Consider the following 14,009-nt stretch of genomic DNA (forward strand, 5'->3'; position numbering starts at 1 on the left):
GGTGAACCGATGGTAGATAGGTATGAGAATATGAAACACTGGCTCACACGTTTTAGCACAGGATTTTGTCTCACGCTTGTGGGTGTTTTTTTCGTGTTCCTGACAAGTTCTGTGTATGGCAGCGATCCACCTCCAGCAGGTGCCCCAGCCAGCGTCTCGGTTCGAGTCTATTTGTCTGAAAGCGCTGTGCCAATTGACGATCCACAAGCCTCAGCTTGGGATTCTGTCGCTGAGTCAGAGTTCAATTTGTCTCCTCAAGTCCACTGGCCTGATCGTTTACAAGAAGCGACAGTCAAGACAGTGAAAGTTCGTGGTCTACACGATGGACAGAACATTGCCATTCGTGTGGAATATCAAGATCCAACGCAAGACGCTGCAGATGCGGCGGCTTTAGAGTTTATGGTTGGTGATCAAAAAGCGCATTTTGCTCATGGGCAAGAGATGCTTTTAGTCGAAGGCGGACCGGTTAATATTTGGTACTGGAAAAATGAAACAGGTACAGCAACGGATATGAGTGCGAAGGGATTCAAAACCCTCAGACCTCAAGAACAGCAAGATGTCTCCGCTAAAGGTATTTGGGAAGATGGAACATGGAATGTCGTGTTTTCACGACCTCTTGAAACCGGCGATGAGCATGATATTCAAATTACTCCAGGGACTTGGACCAGCGTGGCTTTTGCCTTCTGGGACGGAAAACTTGTTGATGGTGCCGTGAAAGAAAAAGGCAGTCAAAAGGCTGTGTCTTCGTGGTGGTCGATTCGCGCTGAGCCAGCACCAGATAATTCTATTTTTGGCTATGTAGTATTGGGGCTCTTAATTGCCGCAGCGTTTGAATTTTTCCTCATCAGAAAACTTCGTAAAGGACAGGCCGTATGAATCTCTCGCAGCAGTCCAGGCGTCGGTGGGTATGGCCGTTAGTGGTCAGCTTGGGTCTTTTGTTCATCGTGAATGGCTGTGCCTTGTTTGAGGATGAACAGACGGCAAAAGGAAAAAAGATCTATCGTCATTATTGCATGCATTGTCATGGAGAGTCTGGAAGGCAGGGAGAAGGATTTAATTGGGATAGCTTATCGAATATGGAATTTCCGCCACCAAAAGACCTTTCTGATTCATCCATGGGCGACTCGATCTCCGATGAAGACATATTTAATGCAATTTCCCGTGACATGAAAGATACGACCGATCAAAAAGTTGTCGATGATGTGGACTACTTTGGTGTGGCGACGATGCCGACCTTCAAGTATACACTTTCAGAGATGGAAGTTTGGACACTTGTTCGATATGTACGGTCACTTCATGGAGGTGACTTTACCTTCGATGTGGAGGGACGACGTCAGCAATTGGAGTCCGAACTTGAATCAGCGACTCAAGTTCTTGAGACAGCCTCACAGGCACTTGAAGCTGCAGAAGCCAAGAGAGATGCCGAAGTGGAAGCCGCAGAGGAAGCTGCGGAAGCGGCTGGCGATGAGGATTTTGAAGCAGAAGAAATCGAATTGCCTGAAGAAGAAGTTGCAACGCAGGCTGCTATTAAACAGAATGAAGCGAAGCTCGCGTTTGAACGATTTGCCAAACGCCCTAAAATGACGGTTGCGCGTCCAGACCTGACGGTGTCCGATGAAGAGCGGGTAACATTAGAGGAAACTGGAAAGCATCTCTATTTCAATAAATACGGGTGTAATAGTTGTCATAGCATTGCGGGAGAAGGAGGCCTTGTCGGGCCCGTGTTAGATCGAGCTGGATTTCGGTTAAACGCAACATGGGTTTATAAATGGTTGATGTATCCGCAAGGTATTAAAAAACACACCAAAATGCCTAATTTGGGATTCAATGATCAGGATGCCAGGGCAGTGACGGCGTATCTCGAAACACTTCGAGCTCCAAAACCTGATAAATCCATCGCTCCTGTTGTTTCAGAAGAATAGGGTTTAGACGAACCCAAGCCAGAAGATTACGAGTATCGCTGTTCCCACCCACACGTGTTGTTTAAACATTGAAAAGTACACATGTGTAGGTTGCTTCTTGACGAGGATCAAGGATTGGTAGATTAAAAATACGCTAATTCCAGCAAGCCCTCCATAAAAAACTTGCCCTAAGCCCATTGTCCATCCGGCCATTCCTACAAACCCAATCGTTAGCGCGGAACACGTTCCGACTCCAAGCCAAACATAGGATCCAAAGAGTATCGCTGATGACTTAACGCCGATTTGTAGGTCATCCTCTTTGTCCTGTAACGCATAGATCGTGTCGTAGGCAATTGCCCAACATATTGTTGCTGCAAAGAGCAGCCATGCCGTGGTATCAAGATTATTGCGTACTGCCGACCAGGCCATTACACTGCCCCAGCCAAAAGCGACTCCTAAGATGAATTGTGGGATGTGAATATATCGTTTGGCGTAGGGATAGATCGCGGCGAGTAGCAAGGCAATTGGACTTAAGGCCATGGTTAATGGATTTAAACGCCAGACCAAGACACCTGCCAATACGATGATCAGTGAAGCCAAGCCTATTGCTTGACCAGGTGTAAGCGCTCCACTGGCTAATGGGCGGTGTTTGGTGCGATGAACCTTTTGGTCGATCGATCGGTCTGCAAGATCATTGAAAATGACGCCGGCACTTCGCATGAAAAACGATCCGAGCATAAAGATCGCTATGAGCGTAAAGTCTGGATTTCCTTCTGATGCCAAAACTAAAGCCCAGAGTGATGGAAGAACAAGCAACAATGTTCCACTTTGATTGCGGAGTCGAATCAGTCGAGCATATGCCGAAAGGATGGATGGCGTTTGAGGAGGTAATTTTGACGAAGAATCTACTGAAGGAGTGGGGAATGCGTTGAACATTTGGGAGACATGTCCCTTACGGGAGCCGGTTCATTGAGCGAACGGCCGTCGCATTGTAAGAATAGAAGGTAAGGTCTATGGTCGTAGAGACGAAGACGCTCATAGCATGCAAGCGGACATCATCACTATTTTACGCTGAATCGTGTGATGCAGAGCACATGCTCTGGATCATGGGATGGTGCCACGACAATCATCCAATCTCCAATTGGATTACCTCTATGCAAAGCTTTTGAGCTCCACATTCGATACCCTGGTGATGGTGTAATTGGAAGGTTCACTTCGGCTATTGTCTCCCAGCCATTTTCCAAATGTTGATGCCATGTGTGGCGAATGGCTCCTTCTGAAGAAGAAGCAATGCGTGTCCAAAAGAAGATTTTGCGTCGGACTAAAGAATTCACGACTGGGAGGTCGGATTGACCATTTTTATCCTTTTCGCAATGTGCCGCTGGCAAGACTGGAGTCGAGGGTTCTCGATTCCGAATAGAACTGGCCAACGAAACATCAAGAACTTCAAAGTCAGCCCACGCGTAGCCGCTATATATGAGACTGGTTCCAAGAATCAATAACGTTAAGAGAAAACGCACGAGGACTACCCCTATCAGTTAAGTGACTGACAATACAGTATAATTGTGTCCTCAACTTAGGATATTGGGCTATTCTTGTCAACGACTAACTCCGGGAAAGCCTTTTCAGGAAAGGCAAACGAAGAAAGTTGACGCCTCCTCCTTAAGAACGGTATAAAATGGCTACGGTTGTCCAGCAATCCTTCAATTTTCTCAGGACTTCCCATCAATGTTTTGCCCTTCTCTCCTTGACTAGTCAACGAGCCAGGGCCGGCGTAGCTCAGTGGTAGAGCAACGGTTTCGTAAACCGTAGGTCGGTGGTTCAATCCCACTCGCCGGCTCCAGTTTACTCGTATTATTTTTTCATATAGGTTCCCCTACATGGCTGTCTGAATGTCGCGATCGGTCGTGTCGGCAGCTCTATTCAAGCTGACTTGTGGGTGGGTACGCAATGAGAAAAAACACGCAAAATCATGGAAAAATCGTGCACAGTTAGCGGATTCCGTATTGAACATTGAAAGACTGAACGCATCAAAATTGATGTTAAAGCCGCTTGGATGAATTGCCGATAGAATTACACTATGGACAGGAAACACGAAAGCGTTTTTACACACACCCATAGTAGGGTCACGGCATGAGCCGGTATCCTCATGAACCTTAGGAGGAGAGTTTATGGCAACCGTTAGCGAATTAGACGTACCGACACAAACTGTGACGAGTTACGGAGCCTTAGAATCACAGAAGACATTTCAGGTTCCCACTCAACCGGTAGACGGCAAAGGTGAGGTCGTAGCGTTTATTGGTCCTGGAGTGGAATTTAAAGGAGAAATTTATTACGAAGGTAGTGTCCAGATCGATGGAAACATGGATGGACAAATTCACACGAATGGGACGTTATTAATCGGTGAACAGGCAGTCATCAGTGCCAAAGTGAATGCCGGGTCAGTCATTAGTAAAGGGAAGGTTAATGGCGACATTGTAGCCAATAAACAGGTGCAACTTCTTTCTACTGCTATCATGGATGGTTCCTTGAGGACTCCTGAGTTATCAATGGAAATTGGTGTCGTGTTTAATGGAGATATTTCCATGAATTCGGGCAGCGGTGTTTCCAGTGACCAGTCAGCGATGAAGTATAAGGAGCCGGCTCCGTACCAAAAACCCAATGGCAATACCGGTCAAAACTTCAGCAATGCCGGGAAAAAGAATAAAGGTTCAGAAACCTCAGCCAGTTCTTCCGAGTCTACAGGAACGGATACCAATACTGACAAAAATTCAACAAATGGCTCTTCAACCAAACCTGAATCTGGTAATGCCTTGAAGTAACACAGCAATCCACTCATATTATCGCTTGTCGTGATGGGCAGTCTTCTGGTTGACAACAGGATACGTTGTGAGTCAGGTGGCTGCCCATTTCTATTTTGTCACGCACATTCTCACTGTATTGAACGGCCATAGAGATTGTCTTGCTGGTTGTCATAGTTTGTCTGATACTGAGAATGTTCCCGCGTCTTTAGACTATAGTGATACCAAAGAGCTTCCAACCGAATTTACATCATGTACACAGCGCAAAAACACACGTTGTGCCGCCTGAACGTAAGGAAGGTTATGCCCGCCTGGATGACCTACAGGCGATTGACGCTTCAATCACGATGGGTCAATCCGCATTCAGTGCGACGACATGCAGATTCGGCATAACTGGAACGGCTATAGCGGCCTTTCATTCACGCAACCCAGTTATCCATCCGTTTCCCTTCCGTTCTTGTCATCTGGTGTGTCAGATTGCATGTCGTTGTTGGTTGATGGATTCACCAGTCCGCAGCGTGTCCCTAAGTAAGATGACCTGACACGGACTGTTCCTGGCTAACTCTCTGGAATTAGGAGCCTTTTGGAGCTATGGACTATCCTTTGTTGTAGGGTCGTCAGTCAGATTTACACGATTGTTTCGTCCCACCTTTCTTCTCAAACGCAAAAGAACGTTCTCACGCTCTTCCTTATTTTTAAGTGCTAGGTATTCTTGTGCATTGTGTCAGTTCTATGCCGAAAAACAACATGGGCATGCCCCTTGCTCAAGCTAACCTAGGAATGCACAACTTGTAGCATAGAGAGTGAGGACAACATGAAGACATGTGATAAGTGCCAAGGGTCGATGGTCATTGAACGAGCGGTTGACCTTGAAGTTGGGCTTAAAATGTTTTACTACGCGTGTTTAAATTGTGGTCGACGGGTGCAAGCGGAAAAGGAACCCAGGCCCTTAGTTCATTAAGAAAAGGAGACGCACAATGTCAACATCGACAAAGCAAACAGTACGACCACTCACCCATGATGAAAAAAAAGCTGCTGAGGCGGCATTTCGAGGTGCTCCCTTTAATCCAAAGTGGTCAGAAGCCGCGAGAAAGGTGTATCAAGGTATATCCGGAGCCGTCGCCAATAGACCGAGTGACGTCCTGAGTGAGTTGGCTTCGCCAACACACAAGACGAGTCTGACGACTGCTACCGTCGAAAGAAAATCTCGGTCTCGAGCCAAGACGAAAATTCCATAGAAGTGTTGCGTGGGGGCATTCCAATTTAATGGGAATGTACCCCACATGAACGTGATCTCCCCTCATCTCTTCCCCGCATTATCATCGTATTCATGACTACTGAAGGCTATTCCGTTTTCCCGATCGTCCGTATCGGTAGTGTTGAAACGCAGATGTCTGTCTTGAACGGTGAGCCTACCGCTTGCGTTTTTCGGACGACATCGCTTAATAGTGATCGATGATATTTTGAAATAGAAGGATGGCTTGATAATAGGCGGAATGCAGCGATTGCACCTCTCAACAGAGACCAGCAGTGTAGGGTAAGACCATAGTTGAGGTGTGTTTTTGCTGTCACTGTGAGATTCCAGCAATCGCAATAACCTGCTACACTTTCATGAGTCAATGAAAATCTCTACTTGCCTATAATCATACATGGACGTAGATACTCTCTCGAAAATTGTCATCACGTGGAGTTGTGAGGAAGAAGATCCTGCCGGACAGTTTCTTTCGCTTCATGATCGGCAACGAGCAGAAAAGCTCGCTCGTGAAACCCATGGGTCTGCTGAGACGGATGCAGCTTTACGTGTTTCGGAAGAACGGTTTGTCATAGACCGTGCGGAACGTCTTACGGCTACACTCGAAAGGCGATACTCGGTTTTCCGTCTTACGCGTCGTTTGACTCAGCGGCACATTCCGCTTGTCTTGATTGGTACCCTGGCCATGATCGGAGGGTTCTTGACCGACCCGATTGGGCCAGAGGGACATATCAATCTTTTACATTTTCCATTGCTTGCCTTGGTGCTGTGGAATATTGGTCTGTATATGTGGTCGGGCATGAATTGGCTCGTGTCACGCGCAAGAACGAATGCTCGAGTTGAGGGTCTCGCACAGTGGCTAGCGACATCGGGGCTTGCAATTTCACAACTGAACGTCCGTATCGTTCAACGAAAAAGCCCGGAAGAAAAACACTGGATAGTCGCATCTTTGACGCGATTTTTTAGCCTGTGGAGTTCGCTTGTGGGGCGGGCCGTTCGTCTACAAGGCAAGTCTATTCTGCATGGAGCGGCGGCCGTCCTCGCAGTGGGAGTTATTCTCGGGATGTACCTGCGAGGGTTTGCCTTTGAATATCGTGCGAGCTGGCAGAGTACTTTTCTTGAAACCGAACAGGTTCATGGTATTCTCGGCATAATTTTGTTCCCAGCATCAATCATCTTAGGCGTGGATTTTCCTTCTCTGCAGATGTTGGCGACGCTTAGGGCGCCTGGGAGTGAAAACGCTGCAGTCTGGATTCATCTGTGGGCGGTGACGTGTCTGCTGGTTATCGTGATACCAAGAATCGTTCTCGCGCTTATTACAAGACGAATAGCGATGACGCAATTCGAGTCGTTGACGCTTCCACTAGACGAACCGTATTTTCAGCGAATGCTGGCTCCCTTTCGGGGCAATGGAATCTGGGTTGAGGTGTTGCCGTACCAATGTCAACTCGATCATTCTCTAACCGAACGTCTTGAACGATGGTGTTTGCAAATGTTCGGGAATGCCTCGTCCGTGCAGACACGATCTTCACTTCCCTATGGAGAAGTGGAATATTCTATGAAAATAGAGAAACGCATTCCCCTGCGGGTGCTCATAATCTTTGATGTCACAACGACACCTGAGCATGAGGTGCATGGCGCATTTCTTCAACACATGCAAGATCATGTCGCATGTTGGTCTGCAGGGGGATCGCTGTTGATTGTCGTTCTTACCGGAACATATCAAAAGGGAATGAATCAACAGCGACAACAGGAACGAATGCAATCTTGGCAACGTTTCATGAGCGGGCATGGCATAGAGCCTCTGTTCTTTTCTTCAGCAATCGAAAACGATGAGCTGCTGAAGCAGGCGACGGGAAAATTATGGCCGGCACATTCTCAAGAGGTACTGTGAGTCAGACGGTCACGTCGGATATTACTCTCTCCATTATTTCGCACACCAATATCGGGAAGACCACATTGGTGAGGACGCTGCTGCGTCGTGATGTCGGAAAAGTACTGGATCAAGCGCATGTGACCGATCAGAATGAGAAGTTCACGTGGTTAGAGACTCATGATGGGGCACGATTACATATTTGGGATACACCGGGATTTGGTAATTCGGTTCAACTGTTGAAGGTATTGCAGAGGCAAGAACATCCAATCGGATGGATGATTGCGCACGTATGGGACCGTTTCAAGGATCGCCCATTATGGTGTAGTCAGCAAGCTCTCAAAAATGTGCGAGATGAAGCTGATGTGGTGCTGTATCTTGTCAATGCGTTAGAAGATCCAAGTCTGGCGAGCGGGTATATACAACCGGAAATGGAACTCCTTGATTGGCTGCAGAAGCCCGTGCTGGTGGTTCTGAATCAAATCGGTTCCGAGAGTGGAACGCAAGAACGAGAAGCGTGTGAACGTGATTGGCATAATTTGTTCAAGCCGTATGCTGTCGTGCAAGGCATTGTGAGCCTTGATAGTTTTTCGCGATGCTGGGTGCTTGAAGGCATGCTACTGGAACATGTCCGGGAACTGCTCCCTTCAATGGCTCAAGAGACCATGGGGCGTTTGACTGAGAGTTGGAAGGTCCAAAATACCGAAGTCTTCAAGAAGTCTATGAACCGGTTAGCCCAAGTCTTAGTGCGGGCGATGAGCGATGAGGAAGTCGTGAGTGAGACAGGACAACTTCGAAAGGTAAAAATCAAACGCGCCGCTCAAGATTTGTGTCATCGGCTTGAACAGGACATTCGTCTTGCAATGCAAGATTTAATCGAGTGGCATGGGTTGGAAGGTGAGGCCGCTATCAAAATTCAATCACAATTACACGATGTCACCGTTCCAATAGAGTCTTCAGTCATGGAGGAGGCCTTAGGTCGTGCGGCGTTGGGAGGCTTTGGAGGGGCTGCCGCAGGCACTGCCGCTGGTGCAGCCATTGATGCTGCAACGGGAGGAATGTCGTTAGGACTGTTTGCGTTGACTGGCGCATTTCTTGGTGCATTAGGTTTAGCAGCCTGGGGAAAAGACGTAGAAATAGGAGAGATCTTAACCATTCGATGGGTGCCGGAGTTTCTTCATACACTGACCCAAGATCTTCTTCTACGCTATATGGCGGTAGCCCATTTTGGTCGAGGCCGTGGAAATTTTCAGGATGATCAAGCTAGCCCCCTCGTTTGGCAAGAGGTGATCCGAAAAGGGTATGAAGGCGAGCAGTCAGCATTTCAGCAAATATGGGAAGCAGACCATGAGCGTGAATCTCACGATGTGAACGAACGAACTCGCATTCTTACATCGCGACTTGAGTCTGTGGCCCGCACGGTTCTTTGTGAATTGTATCCCGCTAGCAAAGATATACATGTGTAATACAGCCAACCCTGTGTGTCCGAGGTCTGATGCAACATTCTCTTCTAGCGAATGTTCTGTGCTGTAAGAATGGGTGAGATATCCGCTGGCGAATAGGTTGGAGGTTTGACCCATTTCCCGTCTTCTCGTTTATGTCCTCCTATTTTGCTCATGTTCGAGCGATGCACTTCCTGAAAAATAGGTTCCATATCAATGCCGCACGAGACTGCGGTGCCGTACACCACATAGAGAAGGTCGGCGAGTTCCTTCGCGATATTCGGAAGGTCTTTGGCTTTCATGGCCTCTTGGAGTTCATCGAATTCTTCTTGGATAAGACGAGTTCTTAACGTTTGCGTGGGTTCGTCCAGGGTTGTTGGTTGATCGGCGATATGAATATCAAATTCTTGATGGAATGCGAACACCATTTGTTGAGCCTCGTTCACGTGTTTGTCTACCTCCCTTTTCCCCTCCTTATAAAAGAGGGGGTGTACTTAGAGTGCTAATAAGATATAGATGTCGTTGACGTTGGTTCCAGTGGGACCTGTCGTGATGTGACCTCCGGCTTGTTGAAAGAATGAATAACTGTCATGAGCCTTCAACGCATTCATGGCATTGACGCCTTTACGGTGTGCTCTGGCTATCGTGGTGCCATCGACTATTGCGCCCGCCGCATCAGTTGGGCCATCGGATCCATCCGTCCCAAACCCTGCCACAATCATGTTGGAGAGTCCAGATATGCCAAGAGCCGCAGAGAGCGCACATTCTTGAGCTCGGCCTCCTGTGCCTTTACCTGTGACTGTTACCGTCGGTTCACCGCCCCAGATCACGCAGGCAGGGCGTCGGATTGAAGATGCAGATTTATGTATACGTTTAGCAAAGGCTGCGATCAAGGTTCCAGCTTTTCTGGCCTCACCTTGCAAGGCAGTCGGTTGGACGACAGGGCGAAGACCTAACTCTTTGGCTGTTTTTGCAATGTGGCGTACCGCCAATTGATTATTTCCAATAATAACATTCTGGACTCGTTTCAATCGTGGGTCTTCCGGTTTGAGCGTTTCCTGTACGACTCCATCTATGCCCTGTTCAATATGATGCGTAACCGCGAGGGGTAAACGTTTCCAGAGACTATAGTGCTCAAGAATATGGCGAGCCTGAAGAAATGTGCTTGGATCCGCGGCCGTCAATCCTGAACCAATGGTTTCGAGATGATCGCCGATGACGTCAGAAAGAATAAGGCTCAGGACGGTAGCCGAAGTGGAGGCTATGAGTTTCCCGCCTTTGATTGCCGACAGATGTTTCCGTACGACATTCATTTCCTGAATACTGGCTCCACTTCGGAGAAGCAATTGTGTGGTACGTTGTTTGTCCTTGAGCGTCAGGCCTTCTGCTGGGGCGGCCACAAGACTTGAGGCTCCACCTGAAATAAGCACAATGAGTAAATCTTGAGCGGTCAGAGATTTCAGCAATTGCTGGAGAGCCTTGGCTGCGCGGGTGCTTCTGGAGTCTGGAGTTGGATGGCCGGCTTGAAACGCCTCGATATGCTGCATCGGCCGTTTGGGAAGATCTTTGACAACAATGATTCCACCTTCCAACCGCTTGCCAAGAAGTTGTCTCAACGCCTTGGCCATGCGTGCCGAGGCTTTCCCGGCTCCGATGCAGACAATCCGATTATATCGTGTCAGGTCATACCGTCGTCGTTGGACCCATACGGTTTCCCCTTGTCTCGTGCAATGCTTGTGAATGCCTTTTCCCGGATCTGCCGCTGTGAGTCCAGCCTGGATGAGTTGCTTGAGAATAAATTTGGTGTGTCGGTTGGGAAAGTGAATGGTCATGGATAAAGTGAGTTGCCGGTATGGGAGTGTATTCGGCTCCTATGGTACCATCGTTGCAATGTCATCACTCAAGGTTTTACATCAAACGGTGTCTGATTGCACGTTGTGTCCGCGCTTGACGAAGTACCGTCGTGAAATTTCGCGAGTCAAGGTCAAGCGCTTTCAAGATTGGGACTATTGGGGGCGGCCCATACCGGGATTTGGTGATCAAAAGGCAAGGCTCTTTGTTGTTGGGCTGGCACCGGCGGCGCATGGGGGAAATCGAACGGGACGAGTCTTCACTGGTGATCGAAGTGGCGATTGGTTGTATGACGCACTCCATCAATTTGGTTTCGCGAACCAGCCCGATTCCACTCATGCGAAGGATGGTATGAAATTGAAGGATTGTTATATTGCTGCGGCTGTACGTTGCGCTCCACCGGCTAACAAACCTCTCAAAGAGGAGTTTGATGCCTGTCGGCCGTATCTTAAAGAAGAATTTCGTTTGTTGAAGGGTGTCAAAGTGGTTGTCGCTCTTGGCAAAATAGCCTTTGATGAATATCTCAAGACATGCCAAGAGTTAGGCTTTGCGGTTCCTTCGCCGAAGCCTAAATTTGGTCATGGAGTCTCCTATGTCCTCCCATGGCATGTGACGTTGCTTGGGTCATACCATCCGAGCCAACAGAATACCTTCACGGGCAAGCTCACGCGCCCGATGTTTTATGAGGTCTTTCAACAAGCGCGTTCTGTATTGAAAAATAAGACGTGACGCGAAGGCCTGAAACGTGAAGCGATGCAGGGTAAGAAGAGGCTTCCCTTCACACTTCACACTTCATCTGCTTAAGACGTTTTGGGTGAATTTTGTTTTTCCCAATCAGAGAGAAACTTTTTTAACCCACTATCCGTCAATGGATGTTTGATCAGCTGCTGAAAGACACTAAAGGGCAAGGTGCAAATGTGTCCGCCGGCCAGTGCGGCTTCGACAACATGTTGCGGGCTGCGCACACTGGCGACCAGGACCAGAGTGGGGAAGTTGTAGTTGGTGAAGATGGTCACAATTTGCCGAATGAGCTCCATGCCGTTACTGCTGATATCATCCAGGCGGCCGATAAATGGAGAGACGCACCAGGCCCCAGCCTTTGCCGCAAGTAGTGCTTGAGCCGGTGAAAAACAGAGCGTGACGTTGACGCGAATCCCTTCGCTGGCAAGTTGTTTGGTGGCTTTCAATCCCTCAGGAATCAGGGGACATTTGACGATGATATTTTTGTGAATTTTAGCCAGTTCCCGCCCTTCTTGCACCATGGCGTCAGCATCCACACTGACCACTTCGGCGCTAATCGGACCGTCTACAACGCTGCAAACCTCGAGCAGAAGATCTTTAAAGTCCCGTCCTTCTTTCGAGACGAGTGAAGGATTTGTTGTTATGCCATCAATAACTCCAAAGCTCGCGGCTTCCCGAATTTCTTTGATGTTGCCGGTATCGAGATAAATTTTCATAGTCTATCCTTTGGTGTTGATGTGAGAAATACTATCTATTGTAAGCAGAGGATAGTTGTTTACACAATTCGAAGAGTGCCATTTGATTGGTCTTTGTTTGACGAATCTCCCTGCAAGGGCTAGAATTTTACTAAGGTTATGTCTATCGTATCTGGCAACGAAGCCCTCAATTGTCAGTTGGAACGAAATCAAGACGACATTCTGCATTATAACATGATGGGTGGTATGGGGGTGTGATGTGATTGGACGATTAGTTGGTGTGCTAGTGATTGGATTGATGGTATCCGCGTGTGGGGGGAATCCTTATCTTGAAGCTTCGTTAAATCCTGCCGAATTTGAAGGGAAGGATAAGGCGTGGTTTGAAGAAAAATGGGGGACGCCCACCGGGAAATCTCAACGGTTTTTTGGAGGAGAAACGTGGGTGTATCACCGGATGGCTGGTGGAGAAAAACATTTCCCATTTTTTAATTTCTCCCCGAACTCGTGTGAAATAACGTTAGATTTTGACAAAGACGAGAAGTTGGATTCGTATGATTACACGGACTGCTAAGGCACGATGGGATAGGTAGGCAATGATGGGATGGATATTCTTCTGTGGTACTCGAACGTGGCCTTGTAAAACGTTTGGTTGGCAGTGCGTGGCTCATAATCCCGCCGGGTGTATCGGATGACGTGCATTCTTCGCAAGGCGTCCGACTCTCAGCAACTTTTTTCACTTGCGGCCAAAGAATTCTGTGAAATTGCGGAAAAGGCTGTTGCGCGATCTGGAAAGATGGTTGTGGCATTGGCTGGAGGTTCGACTCCCAAGGGGCTTTATGAACTCTTGGCAAAGGAGCCCTATCGATCGATGGTCGACTGGGAAACGATCCGTTTCTATTGGGGTGATGAGCGACATGTTTCGCCTGACCATCAGGACAGCAATTATCGAATGGCACAGGAAGCTTTACTGTCACACGTACCAGTGATTCCTGAGCACATTCACCGCATGAAAGGGGAGTTGCCCAAAGCCTCAGATGCTGCGGAAGCCTATGAGGACGAATTACAGGAAGAGTTTAACTCGCCACCAGAAGAGGTGCCTGTTTTCGACCTCATACTCTTGGGCATGGGGCCAGATGGCCATACCGCCTCGTTGTTTCCTGGGACAGATGTGGTGCACGAGTCCTCACGGTGGGTTGCTGCGCCTTGGGTTGAAAAATTTCAAACCCATCGCGTGACCTTGACTCCCGTCGTCCTGAATCAGGCGCGCCACGTCATGTTTCTGGTAAGTGGGACCGAGAAAGCGAAAGCCCTTCATGCTGTACTAGAGGGGCCTCCGGACCCAGACCAATATCCTTCTCAGGTCATTAACCCGCTATCAGGTCAGTTGCTCTGGCTCATCGATGAACAGGCCGCGAGTCTCTTGGAAAAGACGACATTCCAACCCCAATGAAAG

Annotated in this window: 15 protein-coding genes and 1 tRNA gene; 11 read left to right on the forward strand and 5 right to left on the reverse strand. The window is 48.3% G+C overall.

Annotation, left to right across the window (positions count from 1 at the left end; genetic code table 11):
* The first annotated feature begins 30 nt into the window (after window positions 1–30).
* Together ACWHX8_RS02525 and ACWHX8_RS02530 are read left to right on the forward strand one after the other, a co-directional pair.
* Window positions 31–876, forward strand: coding sequence for an ethylbenzene dehydrogenase-related protein (locus ACWHX8_RS02525; RefSeq protein ID WP_447970403.1), 846 nt, complete (start codon window positions 31–33; stop codon window positions 874–876).
* A complete protein-coding gene (locus ACWHX8_RS02530) occupies window positions 873–1,922 on the forward strand; it encodes a c-type cytochrome (RefSeq protein ID WP_447970404.1) in 1,050 nt (349 codons plus the stop codon). The genes ACWHX8_RS02525 and ACWHX8_RS02530 overlap by 4 nt, the downstream gene beginning before the upstream one ends.
* A gap of 3 nt (window positions 1,923–1,925) precedes the next feature.
* On the opposite strand, the gene ubiA is transcribed toward ACWHX8_RS02530, so the two are convergent.
* Together ubiA and ACWHX8_RS02540 are read right to left on the reverse strand one after the other, a co-directional pair.
* Window positions 1,926–2,837: a 4-hydroxybenzoate octaprenyltransferase gene (gene ubiA / locus ACWHX8_RS02535; protein ID WP_447970405.1), complete on the reverse strand. Its 912-nt coding sequence runs from the start codon at window positions 2,835–2,837 to the stop codon at window positions 1,926–1,928.
* Window positions 2,838–2,962: 125 nt separating this feature from the next.
* On the reverse strand, window positions 2,963–3,421 hold the full coding sequence (locus ACWHX8_RS02540) for a DUF2914 domain-containing protein (protein WP_447970406.1): 459 nt from the start codon (window positions 3,419–3,421) through the stop codon (window positions 2,963–2,965).
* A 248-nt stretch (window positions 3,422–3,669) separates the two neighbouring features.
* On the opposite strand from ACWHX8_RS02540, the gene ACWHX8_RS02545 reads away from it, so the two are divergent.
* From ACWHX8_RS02545 to ACWHX8_RS02570, 6 genes are all read left to right on the forward strand, one after another.
* Window positions 3,670–3,744: transfer RNA gene (locus ACWHX8_RS02545), tRNA-Thr, on the forward strand.
* Window positions 3,745–4,072: 328 nt separating this feature from the next.
* Complete coding sequence (locus ACWHX8_RS02550) at window positions 4,073–4,723, forward strand: bactofilin family protein (protein WP_447970407.1); 651 nt, start codon at window positions 4,073–4,075, stop codon at window positions 4,721–4,723.
* 793 nt (window positions 4,724–5,516) lie between these two features.
* Window positions 5,517–5,663, forward strand: coding sequence for a hypothetical protein (locus ACWHX8_RS02555; RefSeq protein ID WP_447970408.1), 147 nt, complete (start codon window positions 5,517–5,519; stop codon window positions 5,661–5,663).
* A 16-nt stretch (window positions 5,664–5,679) separates the two neighbouring features.
* Complete coding sequence (locus tag ACWHX8_RS02560; RefSeq protein WP_447970409.1) at window positions 5,680–5,940, forward strand: hypothetical protein; 261 nt, start codon at window positions 5,680–5,682, stop codon at window positions 5,938–5,940.
* A 411-nt stretch (window positions 5,941–6,351) separates the two neighbouring features.
* The gene (locus tag ACWHX8_RS02565; RefSeq protein WP_447970410.1) at window positions 6,352–7,848 is read left to right on the forward strand and encodes a DUF2868 domain-containing protein; all 1,497 of its coding nucleotides are present in this window, start codon (window positions 6,352–6,354) and stop codon (window positions 7,846–7,848) included.
* Complete coding sequence (locus tag ACWHX8_RS02570; protein WP_447970411.1) at window positions 7,845–9,293, forward strand: GTPase domain-containing protein; 1,449 nt, start codon at window positions 7,845–7,847, stop codon at window positions 9,291–9,293. Before ACWHX8_RS02565 ends, ACWHX8_RS02570 begins: the two co-directional genes overlap by 4 nt.
* A gap of 44 nt (window positions 9,294–9,337) precedes the next feature.
* On the opposite strand, the gene ACWHX8_RS02575 is transcribed toward ACWHX8_RS02570, so the two are convergent.
* Complete coding sequence (locus ACWHX8_RS02575; protein ID WP_447970412.1) at window positions 9,338–9,715, reverse strand: pyrophosphohydrolase domain-containing protein; 378 nt, start codon at window positions 9,713–9,715, stop codon at window positions 9,338–9,340.
* Window positions 9,716–9,763: 48 nt separating this feature from the next.
* A complete protein-coding gene (locus ACWHX8_RS02580; RefSeq protein WP_447970413.1) occupies window positions 9,764–11,101 on the reverse strand; it encodes a glycerate kinase type-2 family protein in 1,338 nt (445 codons plus the stop codon).
* Between ACWHX8_RS02580 and ACWHX8_RS02585 the strand changes: the two genes are divergently transcribed.
* Complete coding sequence (locus tag ACWHX8_RS02585; RefSeq protein ID WP_447970414.1) at window positions 11,100–11,849, forward strand: uracil-DNA glycosylase; 750 nt, start codon at window positions 11,100–11,102, stop codon at window positions 11,847–11,849. The genes ACWHX8_RS02580 and ACWHX8_RS02585 overlap by 2 nt on opposite strands.
* A 71-nt stretch (window positions 11,850–11,920) precedes the next feature.
* Here the strand turns inward: ACWHX8_RS02585 and fsa are convergent, their stop codons facing one another.
* Entirely contained in the window at window positions 11,921–12,577 is a 657-nt protein-coding gene (fsa, locus tag ACWHX8_RS02590; protein ID WP_447970415.1) for a fructose-6-phosphate aldolase, read from the reverse strand.
* 238 nt (window positions 12,578–12,815) lie between these two features.
* Between fsa and ACWHX8_RS02595 the strand changes: the two genes are divergently transcribed.
* Window positions 12,816–13,127 carry a hypothetical protein gene (locus ACWHX8_RS02595; protein WP_447970416.1) on the forward strand — a complete coding sequence of 104 codons (312 nt, stop codon included), beginning with the start codon at window positions 12,816–12,818 and terminating at the stop codon, window positions 13,125–13,127.
* A 117-nt stretch (window positions 13,128–13,244) separates the two neighbouring features.
* Window positions 13,245–14,006, forward strand: a complete 762-nt coding sequence (pgl, locus tag ACWHX8_RS02600) for a 6-phosphogluconolactonase (RefSeq protein ID WP_447970417.1) — start codon at window positions 13,245–13,247, stop codon at window positions 14,004–14,006.
* Window positions 14,007–14,009 lie beyond the last annotated feature (3 nt).

This window comes from Nitrospira sp. M1 (assembly GCF_965152605.1).

Bases quoted from the DNA above. Each gene is read 5' to 3' on its own strand.
- fsa (WP_447970415.1), bottom strand. From the start codon at position 12,577: ATGAAAATTTATCTCGATACCGGCAACATCAAAGAAATTCGGGAAGCC.
- ACWHX8_RS02525 (WP_447970403.1), top strand. From the start codon at position 31: ATGAAACACTGGCTCACACGTTTTAGCACAGGATTTTGTCTCACGCTT.
- ACWHX8_RS02585 (WP_447970414.1), top strand. From the start codon at position 11,100: ATGGATAAAGTGAGTTGCCGGTATGGGAGTGTATTCGGCTCCTATGGT.
- ubiA (WP_447970405.1), bottom strand. From the start codon at position 2,837: ATGTTCAACGCATTCCCCACTCCTTCAGTAGATTCTTCGTCAAAATTA.
- ACWHX8_RS02565 (WP_447970410.1), top strand. From the start codon at position 6,352: ATGGACGTAGATACTCTCTCGAAAATTGTCATCACGTGGAGTTGTGAG.
- pgl (WP_447970417.1), top strand. From the start codon at position 13,245: ATGACGTGCATTCTTCGCAAGGCGTCCGACTCTCAGCAACTTTTTTCA.
- ACWHX8_RS02580 (WP_447970413.1), bottom strand. From the start codon at position 11,101: ATGACCATTCACTTTCCCAACCGACACACCAAATTTATTCTCAAGCAA.
- ACWHX8_RS02555 (WP_447970408.1), top strand. From the start codon at position 5,517: ATGAAGACATGTGATAAGTGCCAAGGGTCGATGGTCATTGAACGAGCG.
- ACWHX8_RS02550 (WP_447970407.1), top strand. From the start codon at position 4,073: ATGGCAACCGTTAGCGAATTAGACGTACCGACACAAACTGTGACGAGT.
- ACWHX8_RS02560 (WP_447970409.1), top strand. From the start codon at position 5,680: ATGTCAACATCGACAAAGCAAACAGTACGACCACTCACCCATGATGAA.
- ACWHX8_RS02530 (WP_447970404.1), top strand. From the start codon at position 873: ATGAATCTCTCGCAGCAGTCCAGGCGTCGGTGGGTATGGCCGTTAGTG.